This is a genomic window from Sebaldella termitidis ATCC 33386 (assembly GCF_000024405.1).
In the GTDB taxonomy this organism is placed as follows: Bacteria; Fusobacteriota; Fusobacteriia; order Fusobacteriales; family Leptotrichiaceae; genus Sebaldella; species Sebaldella termitidis.
In genome coordinates, this window is the sequence record NC_013517.1 from 1983652 (window position 1) to 2004556 (window position 20905).

Below are 20905 nucleotides of genomic sequence, written 5' to 3' on the forward strand. Positions count from 1 at the left end.
TGAAATAAAAAATTGATATGGAGATATATTATATATCTTCATATTTTTAGTTTCAGAGAAAGCAGAGAAAAACTTATGTGGTTCTGAAACTGGATAATAATTATAAAAATTATTTTTGACAGTTAATCCTGCCATTCTATCTCAAATTTATCCTGCTTAATCTGTTCATATACTAAAGCTTCTGAAACATCCCAGTAACAAAATTTTGTTTTTTTGTCAGAATCAAATATAAAAATATAAAAGCCGCCGGTATCATTAGAATTGCCTGTAATTTCAGCATATCATCCTTTGTAACATAAAGGCTTTGTTACTTTGCCGTTCCTACTGATTAACATTATTGCCTCCTTTATAAAATAAAAGGGCTTTATGGGAATAATTATTTTAATAATTCCTATAAAGCCGGATCTTTTTTAGTATGTTCTAATTTTCGCCGTATAATTCTTCAAGTCTTTTTTGCACATTTTCATCGTCTATATATTCGTCATATTCCATCATTTTATCTACAAGTCCGTTTGGCGTGATCTCTATGATTCTGTTTGCCACTGTCTGTATAAACTCATGGTCATGAGTAGTAAATAATATAGTTCCCGGAAATTTGATAAGAGATTTATTCAGTGAAGTAATAGATTCCAAATCCAGATGATCAGTAGGATTATCCAGTAATAACACATTGGAATTGGAAAGCATCATTTTGGAAAGCATACATCTTACTTTTTCTCCACCGGAAAGTACTTTGGCTTTTTTCGTAGCTTCTTCGCCTGAGAAAAGCATTCTTCCAAGAAATCCTCTCAGATACTGTTCGTGCTGATCTTCTGAAAACTGTCCCAGCCATTCTATAAGGGTCAGATCAGAGTTTTCAAAAAATTCTGTATTATCTTTCGGAAAATAACTCTGTGATGTAGTAACTCCCCATTCATATGTACCGGAATCAGGCTCAAGTTCACCTGCAAGTATCTGGAAAAGAGTAGTTTTAGCTATATCGTTTCTAGATAAAATAACCACTTTATCATTGGTATTTACAGTAAAAGTAAGGTTATCCAGTACTTTTACGCCGTCGATTGATTTGGTAAGTCCTTCTACTTTCAGCAGATTATTTCCTGCTTCCCTTTCAGGCTTAAATTCAATAAACGGATATTTTCTGTTAGAAATCTGCATATCCTCAAACTGTAATTTTTCCAGCTGTTTCTTTCTGCTGGTAGCCTGCTTCGACTTAGAGGCATTGGCACTGAAACGTGCGATAAATTCCTGTAATTCTTTTCTTTTCTGATCTATTTTTTTATTCTGGTTTCTTGTAAGCTCCAGCATTAACTGGTTAGACTCATACCAGAAATCATAGTTTCCTACGTACATTTTTATTTTACCAAAGTCAATATCTGCTATATGTGTACATACCTTATTCAAAAAGTGTCTGTCATGGGAAACTACTAAAACTGTAGTTTCGTCAAGCTCCATAAGAAAGTTTTCCAGCCACTCCACAGCTTTTATGTCAAGACCGTTAGTAGGCTCATCCAGAAGCAGGATATCGGGATTACCGAAAAGTGCCTGTGCCAGAAGAACTTTTACTTTATCCGGTTCTGTGAGCTCTTTCATAAGCTTGTGGTGGTATTCCGCACTAAGACCTAATCCGATAAGCATTTTTTCTGCATTTGTTTCTGCTTCCCATCCGTCAAGCTCGGCAAATTCTCCTTCGAGTTCTGCGGCTTTCATACCGTCCTCATCTGTAAATTCCGTCTTAGAATATATAGCATCCTTTTCCTGCATTATTTCATAAAGTTTTTGATGTCCCATCATAACTACATTCAGAACACTTTCTTCCTCATATGCAAAGTGATCCTGTTTCAGAAAAGACATTCTTTTATTTGGTGCTGATATAACTTCACCTTCGGTAGAGTCTATTTCTCCTGATAATATTTTCAAAAATGTAGACTTACCTGCACCGTTCGCTCCTATTATACCGTAACAGTTACTGGGTGTGAATTTTATGTTTACATCTTCAAATAATTTTCTTCCTCCAAATCTGAGTGATAAATTGCTTGTTGAAATCAATGAAAGCCCTCCTAAAAATTAAAATATTCATTCCTATTATAGCAGAGATTTCTGCCATAAACAAGTTATTGTTACTGTAAATACATTTCTTTCAAATAATGCAGAGATAATTAAAATTTTTTATTATATTATTTTTCAATACTTTGACTGGTAAAGAAAAAAAAATTTATACTTTCCTTTCTTTTTTTGAAAATAATTGATAGAATATGGGAGAAGAGGTGATATCAGTGAGAGCAAATTTTCATACACATAATTACAGGTGCGGTCATGCAGAAGGGGATGTGGAGGATTATGTAAAGGAAGCAATAAAAGAAGGCTACTCAGAAATAGGAATTTCCGATCACTCACCATTGCCGAAATATCATTTTGACAGAATGGGAATGAACGAACTGGAAGGTTATCTGGGGGAAATACGCGAGGCACAGAGAAAATATAACGGTAAAATAACTATTTATAAATCTTTGGAAATAGAGTATTTTGAAGATTTGGAAGATTATTACAGAGAGCTTGCCCAAAAACTGGATTATCTGCTTTTAGGGCTTCATACATACGTGGTAAACGGAAAACTGCGTGATTCTTGGATAATAAATACAGATGAGGATATGATAAATTATGCATTACATATGGAAAAAGCCATGAAATCAAAGCTGTTTCAGATAGCGGCGCATCCTGATTTATATATGTCAAGGCGCATGACATGGAGCAGAGCGGCGGAAGATGCAGCACATATAATATGCAGAGCAGCAGCCGAAACAGGTACGGTTTTGGAAATAAATGCTAATGGTATAAGAAAAAACCTTATTTATGATAAAAATCCGAGAAGATATATGTATCCGTATAAGGAATTCTGGGAAGTGGCAAAACAGTATAATGCCGGAATCATAGCAAGTTCTGACTGTCATGAGCCGGAATCTCTGAATGACGAGGCAATGGAGCTTGCCAGAAAATTTTCGGAAGAACTGGGACTAAAAGTAATAGAAACTATATTTTAATTTATAAAGATTTTTTGTATTCTGTTCTGTTTTATATTTATATAATGTAAAAACGGGTACAGGTGTTTTGGCATTTGCAGACGGCAGCAGCTGATACACCGGGGAAATACACAAAGAAGGAGATTGTAATGGAGGAATTTAGATTTTTAAAACCAAGAAAAATGAAGCATCCGACTACAGGAATAGATCTGGAATATCTGGATAAATCAAATGCAGTATGTATAGCTTTATTTAATGAAGAAAAAGACAAAATTTTACTTGTAGAACAATATAGACCGGGAAATAAAGGGCTTATGCTGGAAGTACCGGCAGGACTTATAGACAGCGGAGAAGATCCAAAAACAGCAGTTTTGAGAGAGATGAGAGAAGAAACAGGCTACTCTGAAGAGGATATAGCTGATTTCAGAGGTCTTGACGAGGGGCTTTATGCTTCACCGGGATATACAACAGAAAAGCTTTACTTTTTTTCTGCAAGACTAAAAGATAATAATATAAAACCAAAAGAACTGAATCTTGACCATGGTGAAGATCTGGAAAATGAGTGGGTGGATGTAAAAGATATATTAAAGAAATCTGGTGATTTGAAGACTATTCTGGCTGTCTCCCTTTTTAAAGATTGATAAAAGACAGTAGATTTTTTTTATTGGGAGGTATGGCAATGGATGAAAATGAAGAAGTTGTTGAGGAAATAACAGAAGAAATAGTGAAAATACGGACTAAACACGAGCTGGAAAATTATCTGAAAGAAAATCACTTTATAGATATAGCAGAGAGCTTTGAAGAGCTGGATGACAGCGAGCTAAAAAGAATACTAAGCTTAATGAGTGATGAGAATAAAGCCAAAGTAATAGAACAGGCGGATGAAGAGCTTCAGGAAAAAATACTGGAATTATTTTCTGATGAAGAAATAATACAGATTTTTTCACATATGTCACCTGATGATATTACAGATATATTAGGGTATATAGAATTTCAAAAGAGAAAATCGATACTTGATAATATGAAAAGATCAGAAGCCAATAAGCTTCGTGAACTGCTGGGATATGAGGAAGACAGTGCCGGAGGGATAATGACGACAAGATACATTGCCTTCAAAGAAGAGCTTCTGATAAAAGATATTATGGCTAAAATAAAAATAATCGCCCCAAAAACCGAGGTAATAGAAAAGATTTTTGTACTGAATAATAAGCGTGAGCTTGTAGGTGAAGCTGATCTGAGGGATATACTGATTTCTCCCGATGATATGCAGCTGAAGGAAATAAAAAATGAAAATATTATTTCCGTTCATCCTGATGTGGATCAGGAGGATGTTGCCAGAACAGTTTCTAAGTATGACTTGAAGGTTATACCTGTGGTGAGCCGGCGTAATCAGCTGCTGGGGATAATAACAATAGATGATATTATTGATGTAATTCTGGAGGAGGGAACTGAGGATATTCTGAAATTAGGAGGAGTTTCCGAAGAGGAAAATATAAATTCAAAGCTTCTGATTTCTATAAGAAAGAGACTGCCATGGCTGGTAGTGAATCTTGGTACTGCTTTTCTCGCATCATTTGTAGTGGGATCGTTTCAGGGAACCATTTCCAGAGCTGTAATTCTCGCTACTGCAATGCCTATTGTAGCAGGTATGGGAGGAAATGCCGGCACACAGTCGCTGACTGTTACTATAAGAGGGATAGCGCTTGGCGAGCTGAGCATGGTAGATAACAGCAAAATGGTATTAAAGCAGATATTCGTAGGATTTATAAATGGTGCAGTTCTGGGATCCATAACAGGCTTTATCATGTTTTTGGTAAACAAAAATGTATTTTTAGGGCTTATAATTTTTCTTGCAATGATAGGCAATCTCACGATAGCCTGTCTGACCGGTTTTTTGATTCCTGTAACATTAAAGCGTTTGAAAATAGATCCGGCTCTGGCATCAGCAGTTCTGCTTACTACATTTACAGATGTCTGCGGCTTCTTTCTGTTTTTGGGACTGGCACAGATATTTATTCAAAAGCTTATTTAGTCCTTCAGAACATGTATAAAAAAGGGAGTAATCCCATAATTTCGGGTGTGGTGATATAATGGATTTGTTTTTAAGGCTTATACTGGTTTTTCTGGCATATTATCTTTATGTATCTTATTATAAGTCAGTAAAGATAAAGACCGAAAAACTGGAAGAGATGAACGGCGAGTTTATCTTTACATATTTATCTTATATTATGAAAAAAGAGATGTATTTTGATATATATGAAGTGGAAACTGTGAGTTTTTCTAAAATGATAATAAAAAATAAAGAGTTTTCCAGGCTTACACTGGTAATAACTTTGGAAAATAATGATATAATAAGGCTTTTTAATAAAAGAAACGCAATAATATTCTTTAAGAGCTGTAAGGAGAATTCTCCGGTTTTATATGAGGAAATTTTTGTGAAATCCGATATTTTCGGGGGAATGCCCGGCTTTTTTGGTCTTACATCATTAAGAGATATAGTAGAAAACGAAATAAAAAGACTGGAAGAAGAGGAGAGATAATAAGTAGGGTGGATTATCAGCAGAGATGGTATAAAAGTTATGGAGATATTATAAAGAAATATTGAAGTATTCATCTCCTTGATATAAGAATAAAAATAATAGGTGTTGGGGAAAAATGATAGAATATGCTAAATATACATTAAACATAAGAAAAATGAAAGTGAACGATTTGAAATTTGAAAAAAAGATGAATAATATTTTAATGTTCATAACAGTGTCAGCAACACTGATTTTTATTGTTTTCTTGGATTTTTTTGAAAATCCAAGTCTGTGGATGGATATTTTAGGATTATCTTTTGTTGTTATAGTTCTGTTTGTAGAAAAGTTATTTGAACGAAAAAAAATTCTTTTCGATGGCGAGAGTGATTTGGAAGTGAAAAGGGATAATTTTTATTTTTATAAAGATGGAGAAATGAAATTGGAATTACTGTATAAAAATACAGACATAAAATATAGGAAAACCATACAAAAAGATATGAAAATGATTATACATGATTGTGGAGAAATATATTATTTTTATATAAAGAAAGATTATAATATTTCAGGATATGAGAAACTGTATTTTGATCTTGAGGAAACAGATTATCATGAAAAAATTCCTATATTAAAAGAAATCATATTTAAAATAGTTATTCTTGGAATTACGGCAGCAATCATTTTAATGCAGTGATGTAAATATTGCTTGGATAAACATAAATCCTGAATAAAAGCACTATAGAACAGGAGCAGACGGGAAAAAAGAATAATTTACATATCCGTTAAAAAATGATATATTAATTTTTATAGAAATGAAATATTTATGATAAAGAGGAAACATAATGAAAAAAGAAATAATACTCGGATATGAAGTAGAGAGAAAGAAAATAAAAAATATAAATTTACGGATTTATCCTGACAGGAGAATTTACATATCAGCACCGTTGAATCTTCATACTGACTATATAGAAAATTTTATAAGATCAAAAAAAGGATGGATTGACGAAGTTCAGAAAAGGCTTGATAATCTTCCTAAAAGTACAGAGCTGCAGTATGTAACAGGAGAAAAGCTGAGTTATCTCGGGAGGCTCTATGAGCTCGAGGTAAATAACGGGAATGAGAACAGGATTTATTTTAATAATGAAAAATTTATAATGATTATAAAAGAAGATATACATGAATTAAAGAAAAAAATAGTGGAAAAATGGTATTTTGAGAAGGCGAAAGTCCTGTTTCCGAAGATTATGGACAAATATTTGAATCTACTGGGGGAGAGAACAGAGCATCTTTCAATAAAAAAAATGAAAACAAGATGGGGTTCGTGCAATCACAGAAAAAAATATATAAACCTTAATCTAGAACTGGTAAAAAAACCAATACCCTGTATAGAATACGTAGTTCTCCATGAAATAGCACATTTGAGACACCCTAATCACAGCAGGGATTTTTATCATCATATAGAAAAATACATGCCTGACTACAGGCAGAGAGAAAAACTTCTGAAGGAGTACAGAATATATTAATATAAAAACAGCAAAAACAGAAAGGAATAAAAATGAAAAAAATCACAATAATTTTATTGATTTTTATGTTATCATTATTATCAACAGCTAACAAAATAAATAAGGAGGAGAAAGAGATGTCTGGTATTACAGCAGTAATAAAAACTAATAAGGGAACTATGAATCTGGTGCTGTTTCCTGAAAAGGCACCTGTAACAGTTGCCAGCTTTGTGAATCTGGCAAAACACGGTTATTATAACGGGTTAAAATTTCACAGGGTAATAGAGGACTTTATGGCACAGGGAGGAGACCCTACAGGAACAGGTTCGGGAGGACCCGGATATAAATTTGAGGATGAGGTATATAACGGACTGGACTTTTCCGAGCCCGGGAAACTGGCTATGGCTAATGCAGGACCCGGAACAAACGGCAGTCAGTTCTTTATAACAACTGTGCAGACAACATGGCTGAACAATAAGCATACTATCTTCGGAGAATTAAAATCAGAGGAAGATATGAATATCCTAAAATCAATCACACAGGGAGATATAATAGAACAGATTACTATAAGCGGAGACGGTACGGAAAAGCTTCTTGAAGAAAAGAAAGCAAGAATAGAGGAATGGAATAAAATACTCGGATATTAACAAACCGTTTGTTTGATAAAGAGATATATGGTATAATTAATTAACAAATTTTGGAGGTAGACAAATGAAAAAGTTATTTTTAATAATAATATCTGCTGTTTTGCTGACATCATGTGCAAGTGTACATCACAGCTGCAATTCCAGCAAAAAGAACCCAAAATGTAATACCAGTATTGATCTTTCGGCACCGAATGTAGATATAAATATAAAATAAATTAGAGAAATATACTCTGGCATTTTGTCAGAGTATATTTTTTAGGTAATAAATACAGGGGATTTTAAAGAAATATACATATGAATATAAAATGAAACAGCAGTTTGTCCGAGCTAAAATAATTTTATAGTCTGCAAAATATAAAAGTAAAGAAAAAATACTTGACAATGAAACTGTGATTAGATATAATAGTCTGTGTTATGGATAAATTAGCCGATTTTTTAAAGTATTCAAATTTATTTTTTTATTATAAAAATTTATTTAGCAAAAAACAGAAGATATATCTGGAGCTGTATTTTGAAGAGGATTATTCCTTCAGTGAAATAGCCGAGGAATACGGAGTTACCAGACAGGCCGTTTTTGATAATATAAAACGGGGCATGAAGCAGCTGGATGATTATGAAAATAAATTAAACATATACAAAAGAGATCTGGATCTGAAAGACAGACTTCTGGAACTGAGGAGCAGCTTTACCAGTGAAGAACTCGAAAGAATAATAACAGAGCTCGGATTTGACGAGGAAGAATAGTCGTTTTTGAGTGAATAATAATGTGATAATTATGAGGTGTTTTAATGTTTAATAGTTTAGGAGACAGATTTCAGGACATCTTCAAGAAAGTAAGCGGTCAGGGGAGACTGACAGAAAGCAATATAAAAGATGCTTTAAGAGAGGTAAGACTGGCGCTGCTTGAAGCAGATGTCAATTATGGCGTGGCTAAGAATTTTGTAGCCAAAATAAGAGATAAGGCTGTGGGTGAAGAAGTAATTAAAGGTGTCAATCCTGCCCAGCAGTTTGTAAAAATAGTAAATGACGAGCTTGTGGAAGTACTCGGCGGAACTAATGTAACTATAGCAAAATCAGCAAAGCCGCCCACAGTAGTAATGCTTACAGGATTACAGGGAGCAGGAAAGACTACTTTTTCTGCGAAGCTTGGTAAATATCTTAAGAAAAAGGGAGAAAAGCCTTTTTTAATAGGTGCTGATGTTTACAGACCGGCAGCAAAGAAGCAGATAAAAGTTCTCGGGGAACAGACTGGAATTTCTGCTTTTACAATAGATGAGAGTACAAATGTACTGGAAATATGCAAAGCCGGAATGGAAAAGGCTAAGGAAGAAAATGCTACCTATGTAATATTTGATACGGCAGGAAGACTTCACATAGACGAACAGCTTATGAATGAACTGAAAGAAATAAAAGAAAATTTTCATCCTGACGAGATACTTCTGGTGGTAGACGGAATGACCGGACAGGATGCAGTAAATGTAGCGAAAACATTTAATGAGGATCTGGATATAAGCGGAGTGGTACTTACTAAGCTGGACGGAGATACAAGAGGCGGAGCTGCTCTGTCTATAAAAGAGGTTTCCGGAAAGCCGATAAAATTTATCAGTGACGGGGAAAAGCTTGATGATGTATCGGCCTTTCATCCGGACAGACTGGCATCAAGAATTCTTGGGATGGGTGATGTAGTTTCGCTGGTAGAAAAAGCTCAGGAAGTAATTGATGAAGATGAAGCAAAGAAAATGGAAGAAAAGTTTCGTAAAAATCAGTTTGATTTTGAAGATTTTCTGAAGCAGTTTAAGATGATAAAAAAGATGGGTTCTCTGGGAAATATTATGAAGCTTATACCTGGCGTGGATACAAGTGCAATAGATATGGCAATGGCTGAAAAAGAAATGAAAAAGGTAGAGGCAATAATATACTCCATGACAGTACAGGAAAGAAGAGATCCGAAGCTTCTTAAGAACGGCGGCAGAAAAAAGAGAATTGCCGGCGGAAGCGGTACAGAAGTAACAGAAGTAAATAAACTGATAAAACAGTACGAGCAGATGAAGCAAGTAATGAAAATGTTTAACAGCGGAGGATTTCCGGGAATGCCGGGAGGATTCAGAGGTAAAAAGAGATAATTAATAAAAATAATTAAATATATTTTGGAGGTAAAATAAAATGGTAAAATTAAGATTAACAAGATTAGGGAGAAGAAAAAAGCCTGTATATAGAATTGCAGCTATGGAAGAATTAAGCCAAAGAGACGGTAAAGCTATAGCTTACTTAGGAACTTACAATCCGCTTGTTGAAGAAGGAAAACAAATAGACATCAAAGAAGAGGAAGTTTTAAGATTCTTACAAAACGGAGCACAGCCAACAAGAACTGTAAAGAGTATCCTTACTAAAGAAGGTATATGGGAAAAATTTCAAGCAACAAAAAAGAAATAATATAATAATTTTATTTTAACATATTTTCACCGATGAATGATTTTGTCGGTGATTTTTTGATATGAAAAAATAAGTGAACTAATAAAATTATTAAGGATCAAAAAATAACATCATTATAAATTAACTAAAAAATAAAGAATTTTGTATACAAAAATAAATAGATATGATAGAATATTTGTATATAGAATTAAAGGAGGCTTTTAAATGAACCAGCTGGATGAAATATGTAAATTTTACGAATATGAATTAATGAAAATCATTTCCAGAAATATGATTGAGATTAAGAAAGAAGACAAATTTATTTCAATAGTAGCATATTACAACAATATGAAAAAAGTTAATTTTAAGAGTTTTTCCTATAATGAAAGTAATAAAATTATTCCGCAGAATATAAGCGGTGACTTAATTATGGAACTAAAGAAATTTTATTTTAAGCATGACAAAAGCTTTATGATTAATTAGGGATTATTGATATTGGACAAAGGCGGTGAAAATATGGAAAATCATTTTGAAAATTACAGTATAAAAAAGCTTGGATGCCTGAATTGTAAAAAAGTACAGGATATGAAAGTATTTGTAAGTGAAAAAAATGACAGTAAATATGAAACAGCAGTATGTCCGGATTGTGCATCACCGGAGGATTCAAATGAAGGAATAAACATGAAATAAATTACATAGTCAGTATCGGGCGTTTCCGGTGCTGTTTTTATTTTAGCAGAATAAAAATCATGGTTTGAAAAAAACATATGATATGGTAAAATCTGATAATGAAAATATTTGAATAAAAATAATAAATTAATAAGGGAAGTCATTATGAGAAAAAATAGAGAAAAAGATTTTGAATTTTTTATAAAACGGGGTATAACCGGAATTATTTTATCAGTAGTAATAATGCTGGCATTAGAACTGGCAATAGTATATTATTACCTGCTGATAGGCAGGGAAGAGAATTTTTATGATGCATTTAGAAATCATACTTCAGGTATGATAATACTTCCTGTGCTTCCGTTATACTTTATGCTTTTGGAAATCTCAAAATTCAAGGAAGGGAAAAAGCTCAGAAAAGATTTTCTAGACAGCGGTGATAAAATCAGCAGCAGAAAAAAGCTTTATTATCATGGAAATGTAAATGGTAAAAGTGATGATGAATTTGGAAATATATTGTTCATAATAAGAAAAAGAAGTTTTTTTAATTATTTTTTTCTTCCAAATCTTATGATTCCAGTATTATTATTTTCAGCTTTTGCATTTTTTAATGAAGTACCTGTATTGAAGACAATATTGGTTGTTTTTTCTGTATTACTGATATTTAATATAATAAGAAATTTCTTTTCAGCTGTGAAATTTTATGAATACGGATTGATAGTATATAAGCTATCAGGTAAAATAAGACTGGAATATAAGGATATTATTAATTTTGGGAGTCTGTTTCAGGATAATAAATCTGAAAGCAGGTTTAAAATTGGGACTGATTCTACTAAGATAGATATAGATACAATGAAGCATGCGGTAAGATTTTCAGTTTCCACTTCCAGAACCGGTGATAAAATTCATCAAGAAATAATGGAATTTATTCCGGAAATAGAGAAGCTATTTTGATAGAAAACTATATATAAGGGGTTTTGGCTAAAAACAGAAATATAATATCCTAAATATAAAAACTGTCTGAAATTATGCATTGCAGATTCAGACAGTTTTTATATATGAGATGCTATGCTATTTTTTGTATAAACGAAAAACTCCGTTATTTTTTACCATATTTTTGAACTGTTTATTATACTGTACGGTTTTTGGTTTCCAAAATGGCATTTTTGTCCAGATTGCATAAATTCCTCCGGATTTTAACAGCCTGAAAATCTCATCTGAAATATCTTCCATAGGGATAACCGGAGACGGAACAACACCATATAAAAGAACCACATCAAAAAATGAATCTTCAAATGAAGAATTCAGGGCATTATCCATTGTTACAGCAACATTTTTCAGTCCCAGACTGTTAACCTTTTTTCGGGTTTCTTCTATAGCTGCTGGATGTATGTCTGTAGAATATAGTTTTCCGCTGCTGCCGAGTATTTTTGATATTTCGGCAGTAAAATAACCGGAACCGCATCCGATTTCAAGAACAGTCTGTCCTTCCATTATCCCAGAGGCTTTTATCAGTTTTTCCGGATTATCAAATATTTTTCTGTTCGGGCTGTCTAATAATTTTAAAATTTTGGTATAAACCCATCTGCCTCTTTCTGATTCAGTATCAAGCATTAACTCTTTAATACCCATCTAATCCTCCTTATCATCTCCGGCAGTATTTTCATCAAAAATATCTGAAAAAATATGTTTTAACTTTTCATCATTTACAATAGCAATACCGCGTTTTATATCACCAAGCAATAATAATGTATCGCCAGGTTTAATATTAAATATTTCACGTGCTTCTTTCGGAATTACGATCTGACCTTTTTCACCTACTTTAGCCGACCATGCGTATTTACCTTCCGGTGCCTTCATAAATTTTTACTCCTTCCCACTAAGTATGATTAGTTGGAAAAATCATACCATTTTCTTTTATCACTGTCAATGAAAATAATTAAGAAAAGAAGGAAAACGGAAAAAAATTAAAATAGATACAGTAGTATAGTATTTTGCATGATATAAGATATTTTGTATATTTTTAGCCATATACAATAAAAAGTAAACATTAAACAATGAAATAAAATAATGAATTGATATATATCTTATATATTTAATGTTTTGACAGTTGTTGGCGTATGTGATAAAATTACTTTATAATATAGTTTGGATAGAAAGATTTAGGAGGTAATTTATGAAAGGTAAAATATTGAAATTAGTTACAATATTATCATTATTTATGTTAATGCTGTCTTGCGGTTCAGATAAAAAAGAAGAAGCAAAGCAGGAAGGTGCAGCAACAGAAGCTAAAGCGGATAATAAAGAAGTAAAAAAATATGTTATAGGGTCGGATGTGGCTTTTGCTCCTTTTGAATTTAAGAAAGACGGAAAATATGAAGGAATAGATATAGACATAGTAAATGAAATAGCGAAAATCGAAGGATTTGAAGTAGAATGGAAGCATATGGATTTTAGCGGTATTATAGGAGCAGTTCAGTCGGGACAGCTTGATGGTGCTATAGCCGGTATGACAATTAATGACGAGAGAAGAAAAACAGTGGATTTTTCTGATCCTTATTATGATACAGGAATTGTAGGTATAGTAAAAGCAGATAATACTGATATAAATTCACCGGATGATTTCAAAGATAAAAGATTAGCAGTGAAAAAAGGTACAACAGGTGCTGAATATGCAGAATCTGTAAAGGAAAAATATAATACTAAAATTACAGTATTTGAGGATACATCAACAATGATACAATCAGTAATAAACGGGCAGGCAGATGTGGCATTTGATGATTTTCCTGTAATAGCATATGCGATTACACAGCAGGATCCTGTACAGTTAAGAATAGCAACAGAAAGACTGAATACTGCACAGTTTGGTTTTGCAGTGAAAAAAGGAGCTAATCAGGAGCTATTGGAAAAATTCAACAGCGGTCTTAAAAAGCTGAAAGAAAGTGGAAAATATCAGGAAATATTAGAAAAATATACAGGGAAGGCAGAAAAATAAATGAGTTTTATACAGAATGTAATAGAAATAATAGCAAGTTCGCATAAGGAGCTTTTGGACGGTCTTCGTCTGACGTTAATAATTACATTTTTTTCATTGATTTTTTCTACTTTAATAGGAATAGGTATAGGATATCTGAGATCACTTACCACAAAGCAAAAGAATCTTTATAACACGGTAATAAAAGTTTTACAGTTTCTGGCTAAGGAATATATAGATATAATAAGAGGAACGCCTTTGATCGTACAGGCTTTCTTCTTTTATCTCGCTTTAGTTCCTCTTATTGTAAATCCTCTTATAAAAATATGGTTTCCTACAGGTATGAGTGCTGAGATAGCCGGGGTTATCATTATCAGTCTGAATGCAGGAGCTTACATGGCCGAGATATTCAGAGGAGGAATTCAGGCAATAGACAAAGGACAGATGGAAGCAGCAAGAAGTCTGGGACTTCCTTATAAGCACGCCATGAGAAAGGTTGTTCTTCCTCAGGCGGTAAAGAATATGATTCCGGCAATATTAAATCAGTTTATAATTTCACTGAAAGATACATCGCTTCTGACAATTATAGGTGTACCGGAACTAACAGGAAATGGAAAAACAATATCGGCAGCAAATTATAAGTATTTTGAAACATATCTGATTATAGGTATAATGTATTATGTTATAATAAAGGTACTTTCTTTTGTATTCAGCAAAATTGAGGAGAAATTAAATGTATGATAAAAACAGTTGATTTGACGAAAAAATTTGGTGATAATGAAGTTTTGACCAAGCTTAATGTAAATGTGGAACAGGGAGAAGTAATAAGTATCATCGGGCCGTCAGGTTCAGGAAAAAGTACATTTTTAAGATGTCTGAACGGACTGGAAACTATCACAGACGGACATGTATATATTGATGACTTTGATATAGCAGGAAATGAACTTAATATAGATAAATTAAGAGAAAGAATAGGAATGGTTTTTCAGTCTTTTAATTTATTTCCGCACTTAAAGGTGATAGATAATATAACTCTTGCCCCTGTTACATTAAGAAAAATGAAAAGGGACGAGGCAAAGAGAGTAGCAAGGGAACTGCTTGATAAAGTAGGACTCCTTGATAAACAGGATGTTTATCCGTCAAGTCTTTCAGGAGGACAGAAGCAGAGAGTAGCCATAGCAAGAGCTCTTGCCATGAATCCTGAAGTAATGCTTTTTGATGAACCTACCTCGGCACTTGATCCGGAAATGGTCGGGGAAGTTCTGCAGGTTATGAAAGATCTGGCAAAAGACGGAATGACCATGGTAGTGGTTACGCATGAGATGGGATTTGCCAAGGAGGTATGCAAAAGAGTAATATTTATGGCAGAAGGTAAAATAGTGGAAGAAGGAGCTCCCGATGATATATTTACCAACCCAAAGCATGAAAGAACAAGAAATTTTCTTGAAAGTGTATTATAAAAATAATTTTTATATAAAGATGAAAACCGCTGAAAATTCAGCGGTTTTATTGTGGATTTAAATTGATGGAATATCTAAAGCACGTGAAAAATAATATTTAAATTTATAAGTCACTTCTGAAAAAGGGTCTTTATTACCAACAGATGTTTTAGTAAAGCTTCTGTAGTCAATCAATTTTGACTTTTAAAACATTAAGTAAATTAATTGCTTCAGGAAATGAAAATCTGGCTCCCTTCAAGTTACATGTCATAATATCGATCTTATATTCAGTGGCGTTTCTGAAATCTGCCTTTTGCAGATTACTTTCCAAAAATTCAGTTTCTTCCAGTTTACATTGATTAAACAGACATTCTGTAAGCTGGCATTTTGCAAACATGGAGTTAGAGAAAGTATTTCCTGAAAATGAAAATTTTTTGAAAGCCATATCTGAAAAAGTATTATATTTTAAATAACAATTTTCCAGTCTGCTGATCGGATCGGCAAATTTGAAATCGGGAAGCAGCTCATTCCAGTATATACCCGTCAATTGACACTCTGTAATTTCTGTATCTTCTATATGTGAGTTTCCTGGTGTTTTAATATTTGAAATTACGCATTTATAAAAACTGCAGTCAGAAAACGAAGTCCTGATAAGCTTACAGTCTTCAAAGGTGCAATTAACAAAACTACAGTTAATAAAGCTGAGATTTTCAAGGGTTTCATTTTTGAGCTTCAAATTTTTGAACTCTTTATCCTCATATTCTTTTTTCACGTATTTAGACCTCCTGAATTATATTTTAAAATTATTGTGTGTATTAATTTTATAAGCAGATTCTGTTTTTACCCAAACAGTTTTTGAAACAGGTTCTTTTTTCTGTATTTTTTCAGAACGAAGAAACTTAGTATACCACTTACATATATTTCGCTTCCTGTTTCAAGCTCAAAATCCTTTCTTGATTCAATAAAAATATTCTTTTTTATACTTGCAGCATAACAAATATAATAATATTTATAATTAAGGCTGTTCCATATAATATCTGTAATGATGCCGGTAAATTCAGTTTTGGCATTGTCCTGCATCTGTTTAATATCATTTTTATCAGGAGAGTTTTTATTAAGCTGTCTGAATTCTTTTCTTACTTCCTGCTTTATAATTTTTGTCTCAAAGCTGTCCTGAATAATTAAAGCTGCTTTTATTTCCTGATTAACCCTGAAAAGATCAGTCTTTTTTCCGTCTTTTAAAAATTCGCTGTCTTCATAATAATAGATTTTATTTATTTCTTTTAACCCGGAGCATGAAACAGAAAATCCTCTTGCTCTCCCCAAGCCTGTAATATTGGTTATTTTGAAAACATCTGCTGATTTCTTCAGCTCTGATGTCAGTTTATTTCTGGTTTCCAGAGAAGCAATACTGTAATCCAGCCATTTGCTGTACCATTCATAAAAAGATACGGAAACTCTGCTCAAGCCGTTATCGTTACATCTGTCATCTACCCATATTTTTCCTTTTTCTTCTCCGGAAACAATAAGAATATTTAATATACCGCAGCCGTGATGGCAGATTACCATTGACCCGGCAGTGTCATTGAAATAATCAGCCGGATCATACTCAGGATCATCTTCATTCCCGTATTGTGATTCAGTATAAGGAGCATTTATTGAAAATTTAAAATTATCGGAAAGGAAATTATCATGAACAGTGTAGTTTGTTTCAGCATAAGAATTATCAAAATAATCTTCCAGCTTAAACATGCCGTAAGACGGTCCCGCACCTCCGTTGCCTACATGCAGCAGAAAGCTTCTGTAGTCCGCAGGCAGGGAAATCCCGTGTTGTTTTTCAAAGCTTTGTATTTCTTTTTCTGTTTTACAGGGGTGAAGTTGATATTTATGCTTTGATGAACCGAATATTTCAAAATCTTTATCCATTTCTTTGAGGATTTCAATTTTTTGTTTTATTTCATCGATATTAAAATCCATAATGTATTCCTCTTTCTCATCTTTTATACTTTTTTAGAAATTATAGCATATATTTCATATAATTTGAAAAAAGACTTTTAAATATGATTGTGAAAATAAAGACAATTTATAAAAGAATATGATATAATAATATAAAATTAACTGCTGATATGATGTGCGGATATAAAGCATCATTATACAAGGTAAAAGAAAGAGGTCTAAGTGAATGGAAGAAAGAAAATGGCTCGATATTGCCAAGAAACTACAGTCGATAGCACAGGCCGGTCTGGAATATTCAAAGGATAAATATGATCTGGAGAGATTTGAGGAAATAAGAAAAGTAAGCATTGATATTATGGAATGCTATACAGACATAGAGAGAGAAAAAATAAAAAATCTTTTTGCCGGGGAAACAGGATACCAGACTCCTAAAATAGATATAAGAGCTGCTGTTTTTCACGAAAATAAAATACTTATGGTTAAGGAAAAGCTGGATAACAGATGGTCGCTTCCCGGAGGATGGGCAGATATAGATCTTTCCTTAAAGGAAAATCTGATTAAAGAGGCCATGGAGGAAGCCGGAGCAAAAATTATTCCCGAGAGAATACTGGCTGTGTATGACAGAAACAGAAATACCAATATATTATTTCCGCATAGTGTATATAAAATATTTGTACAGTGTAAATATCTGGAGAGCAAATTTGTCGAAAACATTGAAACGGAAGAAACAGGCTTTTTTTCTGTTGATCAGCTTCCGGAGCTTTCGGAAACAAGAAATACAGCGTCACAGATAAAAATGTGTTTTAGATATAAAGACAGACCGTTTCATGAACCATACTTTGATTAAAGACAAAAGGGGATAATAACATGGAAGATTATGTACTGTTAAAAGGGAAGATAACAGGAAAGTGGTATGATCTTGACAAAACTGCGCATTATCATATTATGGCAGAGACCATGGGAGTCGAATATGATATTGCAGTAAATGTAGGCTCTGTAGTAAGAGAATGGGGCAGTAATGAGTTCAAATCTTCGGAGCTTCTGGTTTATCATGATGAAAGCTATAATAACAAAATTCTGGACAAAATCGTAGAAAAAGAATATGGTGTTCATGTAGTAAAACCGGATTTTGCACTTGATTATGTAAAAATGAATCTGTTTAATCACAAAAAAATGGTTCTGATGCCGACATTAGATACTAAAGAAACTTATCTCATTGAGATTCTGGAAAAATATGTAGTCCGTTCAATGGAAGAACGAATTTATGATATATATGTATATGGGATGCTGTATGAAAACGGTCTGGGAATTCATGATGTTCATATGAATCAGGGAAGCAAGGGCAGATACAGGCACAGAGACAGAGAATGGAGTGACGGGGCAATATTTTTCCATAATCGCAGGGATCTTAGCTGGACTGCTGTTTTTTTAGCGTTTAAAAATCAGAGCTTTAAGAAATAATAATAAAAAATAATTGACAAATTGATTTATATATATTATACTTACGATATATGAACATGTATTCATACATAGGGATATGAAAGGCGTGAGTTTAATGAAGAAGTATATATTGAAAAATTTAGATTGTGCTAACTGTGCTGCCAAGCTGGAAAGAGAGATAAAAAAGTCATCTACGGTAAAGTCAGTCAGTGTAGACTTTGGAACTTTAACTATGCTGATAGACAGCACAGATCTTGAAAATGATTTGTCAATAGTGAATAAAATAGAACCGGGTGTGGAACTGATAGAAGCAGTAAAAGGAATTCTGCCGAAAAAGCAAAACAGTGCGAATTGCTGCAGCGAAGACGGACATAGTCATGATCATGACCATGAACATGGTGAAAGCGGCGGGGATGAGCTGAAAAAAGAGAAAATTAAAATAGCAGCTGCAATTGTTTTGATGATAGCCGGTTTTATAACAAAAGACAATATGATGATATCGAATATATTATTTGTTTTTTCTTATGTAATAGTAGGATATTCGGTAATACTGAAAGCAATAAAAAATCTTTTGAAGGGCAATCCCTTTGATGAATTCTTTCTTATGAGTTTTGCCACGCTTGCTGCATTTTTTATAAATCAGTTTTCAGAAGCAGCGGGAGTAATGATTTTTTACAGTGTGGGTGAATTACTGCAGGAAATATCAGTAAATAATTCGAGAAAATCAATAAAATCACTGCTGGAATTAAAACCGGAATACGCTAATCTTGAAACTGCCGACGGATTAAAAAACAGTAAATCCGGAAACAGTAGAACTTAATAATATTATAGTAGTAAAGCCAGGGGAAAAAATACCTTTGGACGGGGAAATAACAGAAGGGAAAACACAGCTTGACACCTCGGCACTTACAGGGGAATCAGTACCAAGAACGTATGCTGCAGGAGATAATGTAATGGCAGGAATGATAAATACTTCAGGGCTTATAAAAATAAAAGTAACAAAGCTGTTCAGCGAGTCTTCTGTATTTAAAATTCTGGAAATGGTAGAAAATGCTTCACATAAAAAGGCGGAGACAGAAAAATTTATTACAAAATTCGCAAGATATTATACTCCGGCAGTAGTAATACTGGCAGTTTTAGTAGCAGCAATACCGCCGTTATTCTTTGGACAGTTATTTTCTGAGTGGCTGTACAGGGCAATCGTGCTTCTTGTTATATCGTGTCCGTGTGCATTGGTATTAAGCATACCTTTGGGATATTTTGCAGGTATAGGGAGAGCTGCCAAAAACGGGATTCTGGTAAAAGGCTCTACATTCTTTGATGTAATTAATGACATGAAAATAATAATGCTTGATAAAACAGGAACTATTACAAAAGGTGTTTTTGAAGTAGCGGATGTGGATACAGCAGAGGGTATGAACAGAGAAACGTTTTTGGAATATGCTGCACTTGGTGAGGCACAGTCAAATCACCCTATAGCAAAATCAATAACAGCTTATTATAATAATAAACCGGACTTAAACAGAATAACAAATTATGAAGAAATAAGCGGAAACGGAATAAGAGCAGAAATAGACGGAAAAAAGATATTGCTGGGCAATTCAAAGCTTATGAAGTCTCATGATATAGAGTTTACCGAAAAACAGGACTATGGTACAGTAGTGTATATGAGTATAGATGGAAAATATGCCGGAAATTTATTAATAAAAGACATGATAAAAGAAGATTCCAAAGATGCTGTAAAAAAGCTGCATGATGCAGGAATAGAAAAACTCGTAATGCTTACAGGCGATAATGAGATAGTTGCAGAAAATGTAGCAAAAACTGTAGGAATAGATTCTTATTATGCCAATCTTCTCCCAGAGGGAAAGGTAGAAAAACTGGAAGAAGAGATGAGAAAGGCAGGAGCCGGTAAGAAACTGGCATTTGTAGGTGACGGAATAAATGACGCTCCTGTACTGGCAAGGGCAGATGTAGGTATAGCCATGGGAGGACTCGGTTCTGACGCGGCGATAGAAACAGCAGATGTAGTGCTTATAGATGATAAAATTTCTAAAATATCCGATTTAATAAAAATATCCAAGAAAACGAGAAGAATACTAATAGAAAATATAATATTTATACTTTTGATAAAGGGAATATTCATAGTTTTAGGAATATTCGGTCTTGCCAATATGTGGGAAGCAGTTTTTGCCGATGTAGGTACTGCACTTCTTGCAGTGTTTAATGCAATGAGAATTTTGAAGGGGAAATATTAAACAGCCAGAGCAGCAAGGCAGACGAGTATAATTTTTGATAGTAAAATGTAACCTGGGAATTTAATAATTTTCCCGGGT

26 protein-coding genes are annotated in these 20905 nt (G+C 33.4%); 21 read left to right on the forward strand and 5 right to left on the reverse strand.

The window, feature by feature from the left end:
• Positions 1 to 420: 420 nt before the first annotated feature.
• On the reverse strand, positions 421 to 2046 hold the full coding sequence (locus tag STERM_RS09105; RefSeq protein ID WP_012861304.1) for an ABC-F family ATP-binding cassette domain-containing protein: 1626 nt from the start codon (positions 2044 to 2046) through the stop codon (positions 421 to 423).
• 227 nt (positions 2047 to 2273) lie between these two features.
• Between STERM_RS09105 and STERM_RS09110 the strand changes: the two genes are divergently transcribed.
• From STERM_RS09110 to STERM_RS09165, 14 genes are all read left to right on the forward strand, one after another.
• The gene (locus STERM_RS09110) at positions 2274 to 3038 is read left to right on the forward strand and encodes a histidinol-phosphatase (protein WP_244407247.1); all 765 of its coding nucleotides are present in this window, start codon (positions 2274 to 2276) and stop codon (positions 3036 to 3038) included.
• A 128-nt stretch (positions 3039 to 3166) separates the two neighbouring features.
• Positions 3167 to 3658, forward strand: coding sequence for an NUDIX hydrolase (locus STERM_RS09115; protein WP_012861306.1), 492 nt, complete (start codon positions 3167 to 3169; stop codon positions 3656 to 3658).
• A 38-nt stretch (positions 3659 to 3696) separates the two neighbouring features.
• The gene (gene mgtE / locus STERM_RS09120; protein ID WP_012861307.1) at positions 3697 to 5049 is read left to right on the forward strand and encodes a magnesium transporter; all 1353 of its coding nucleotides are present in this window, start codon (positions 3697 to 3699) and stop codon (positions 5047 to 5049) included.
• Positions 5050 to 5107: 58 nt separating this feature from the next.
• Positions 5108 to 5557, forward strand: a complete 450-nt coding sequence (locus STERM_RS09125) for a hypothetical protein (RefSeq protein ID WP_012861308.1) — start codon at positions 5108 to 5110, stop codon at positions 5555 to 5557.
• A gap of 115 nt (positions 5558 to 5672) precedes the next feature.
• A complete protein-coding gene (locus STERM_RS09130) occupies positions 5673 to 6227 on the forward strand; it encodes a hypothetical protein (protein ID WP_012861309.1) in 555 nt (184 codons plus the stop codon).
• A gap of 148 nt (positions 6228 to 6375) precedes the next feature.
• Positions 6376 to 7056 carry a M48 family metallopeptidase gene (locus tag STERM_RS09135; protein ID WP_012861310.1) on the forward strand — a complete coding sequence of 227 codons (681 nt, stop codon included), beginning with the start codon at positions 6376 to 6378 and terminating at the stop codon, positions 7054 to 7056.
• A 116-nt stretch (positions 7057 to 7172) separates the two neighbouring features.
• Positions 7173 to 7682: a peptidylprolyl isomerase gene (locus tag STERM_RS09140; RefSeq protein WP_041309913.1), complete on the forward strand. Its 510-nt coding sequence runs from the start codon at positions 7173 to 7175 to the stop codon at positions 7680 to 7682.
• A 64-nt stretch (positions 7683 to 7746) separates the two neighbouring features.
• Positions 7747 to 7896, forward strand: coding sequence for a putative periplasmic lipoprotein (locus STERM_RS22165; RefSeq protein WP_012861312.1), 150 nt, complete (start codon positions 7747 to 7749; stop codon positions 7894 to 7896).
• Between the two features lie 200 nt (positions 7897 to 8096).
• The gene (gene ylxM / locus STERM_RS09145) at positions 8097 to 8426 is read left to right on the forward strand and encodes a YlxM family DNA-binding protein (RefSeq protein WP_012861313.1); all 330 of its coding nucleotides are present in this window, start codon (positions 8097 to 8099) and stop codon (positions 8424 to 8426) included.
• 44 nt (positions 8427 to 8470) lie between these two features.
• Positions 8471 to 9805: a signal recognition particle protein gene (gene ffh / locus STERM_RS09150; RefSeq protein WP_012861314.1), complete on the forward strand. Its 1335-nt coding sequence runs from the start codon at positions 8471 to 8473 to the stop codon at positions 9803 to 9805.
• Between the two features lie 40 nt (positions 9806 to 9845).
• Positions 9846 to 10115 carry a 30S ribosomal protein S16 gene (gene rpsP, locus STERM_RS09155; RefSeq protein ID WP_012861315.1) on the forward strand — a complete coding sequence of 90 codons (270 nt, stop codon included), beginning with the start codon at positions 9846 to 9848 and terminating at the stop codon, positions 10113 to 10115.
• A gap of 204 nt (positions 10116 to 10319) precedes the next feature.
• On the forward strand, positions 10320 to 10577 hold the full coding sequence (locus STERM_RS09160) for a hypothetical protein (protein WP_012861316.1): 258 nt from the start codon (positions 10320 to 10322) through the stop codon (positions 10575 to 10577).
• A 33-nt stretch (positions 10578 to 10610) separates the two neighbouring features.
• On the forward strand, positions 10611 to 10784 hold the full coding sequence (locus STERM_RS22170; protein WP_012861317.1) for a hypothetical protein: 174 nt from the start codon (positions 10611 to 10613) through the stop codon (positions 10782 to 10784).
• A 144-nt stretch (positions 10785 to 10928) separates the two neighbouring features.
• Complete coding sequence (locus STERM_RS09165; RefSeq protein ID WP_012861318.1) at positions 10929 to 11714, forward strand: hypothetical protein; 786 nt, start codon at positions 10929 to 10931, stop codon at positions 11712 to 11714.
• A gap of 117 nt (positions 11715 to 11831) precedes the next feature.
• On the opposite strand, the gene STERM_RS21230 is transcribed toward STERM_RS09165, so the two are convergent.
• Positions 11832 to 12392 (reverse strand): class I SAM-dependent methyltransferase, encoded by a 561-nt coding sequence (locus STERM_RS21230; protein WP_012861319.1) that lies wholly within the window; start codon positions 12390 to 12392, stop codon positions 11832 to 11834.
• Positions 12393 to 12620 (reverse strand): AbrB/MazE/SpoVT family DNA-binding domain-containing protein, encoded by a 228-nt coding sequence (locus STERM_RS09175; protein ID WP_012861320.1) that lies wholly within the window; start codon positions 12618 to 12620, stop codon positions 12393 to 12395.
• A 316-nt stretch (positions 12621 to 12936) separates the two neighbouring features.
• Here STERM_RS09175 and STERM_RS09180 point away from each other — a divergent pair, with 316 nt between their 5' ends.
• The 3 genes from STERM_RS09180 to STERM_RS09190 are packed head-to-tail and all read left to right on the forward strand — an operon-like array spanning position 12937 to position 15194.
• The gene (locus STERM_RS09180; protein ID WP_012861321.1) at positions 12937 to 13755 is read left to right on the forward strand and encodes a transporter substrate-binding domain-containing protein; all 819 of its coding nucleotides are present in this window, start codon (positions 12937 to 12939) and stop codon (positions 13753 to 13755) included.
• Complete coding sequence (locus STERM_RS09185) at positions 13756 to 14475, forward strand: amino acid ABC transporter permease (RefSeq protein WP_012861322.1); 720 nt, start codon at positions 13756 to 13758, stop codon at positions 14473 to 14475.
• Positions 14472 to 15194, forward strand: coding sequence for an amino acid ABC transporter ATP-binding protein (locus STERM_RS09190; protein WP_012861323.1), 723 nt, complete (start codon positions 14472 to 14474; stop codon positions 15192 to 15194). The genes STERM_RS09185 and STERM_RS09190 overlap by 4 nt, the downstream gene beginning before the upstream one ends.
• Before the next feature lie 166 nt (positions 15195 to 15360).
• Here the strand turns inward: STERM_RS09190 and STERM_RS09195 are convergent, their stop codons facing one another.
• Positions 15361 to 15945: a pentapeptide repeat-containing protein gene (locus STERM_RS09195; protein WP_012861324.1), complete on the reverse strand. Its 585-nt coding sequence runs from the start codon at positions 15943 to 15945 to the stop codon at positions 15361 to 15363.
• A 68-nt stretch (positions 15946 to 16013) separates the two neighbouring features.
• Complete coding sequence (locus STERM_RS21235; RefSeq protein ID WP_012861325.1) at positions 16014 to 17150, reverse strand: SMI1/KNR4 family protein; 1137 nt, start codon at positions 17148 to 17150, stop codon at positions 16014 to 16016.
• 205 nt (positions 17151 to 17355) lie between these two features.
• Between STERM_RS21235 and STERM_RS09205 the strand changes: the two genes are divergently transcribed.
• The 4 genes from STERM_RS09205 (at position 17356) to STERM_RS09215 (ending at position 20827) form a co-directional block, all read left to right on the forward strand.
• Positions 17356 to 17976: an NUDIX hydrolase N-terminal domain-containing protein gene (locus STERM_RS09205; protein ID WP_012861326.1), complete on the forward strand. Its 621-nt coding sequence runs from the start codon at positions 17356 to 17358 to the stop codon at positions 17974 to 17976.
• Between the two features lie 20 nt (positions 17977 to 17996).
• Positions 17997 to 18590, forward strand: a complete 594-nt coding sequence (locus STERM_RS09210; protein WP_012861327.1) for a DUF2278 family protein — start codon at positions 17997 to 17999, stop codon at positions 18588 to 18590.
• Positions 18591 to 18684: 94 nt separating this feature from the next.
• Positions 18685 to 19389, forward strand: coding sequence for a heavy-metal-associated domain-containing protein (locus tag STERM_RS22505; protein ID WP_244407249.1), 705 nt, complete (start codon positions 18685 to 18687; stop codon positions 19387 to 19389).
• A 31-nt stretch (positions 19390 to 19420) separates the two neighbouring features.
• Positions 19421 to 20827, forward strand: a complete 1407-nt coding sequence (locus STERM_RS09215) for a heavy metal translocating P-type ATPase (RefSeq protein ID WP_244407272.1) — start codon at positions 19421 to 19423, stop codon at positions 20825 to 20827.
• The last annotated feature ends 78 nt before the right edge of the window (positions 20828 to 20905 follow it).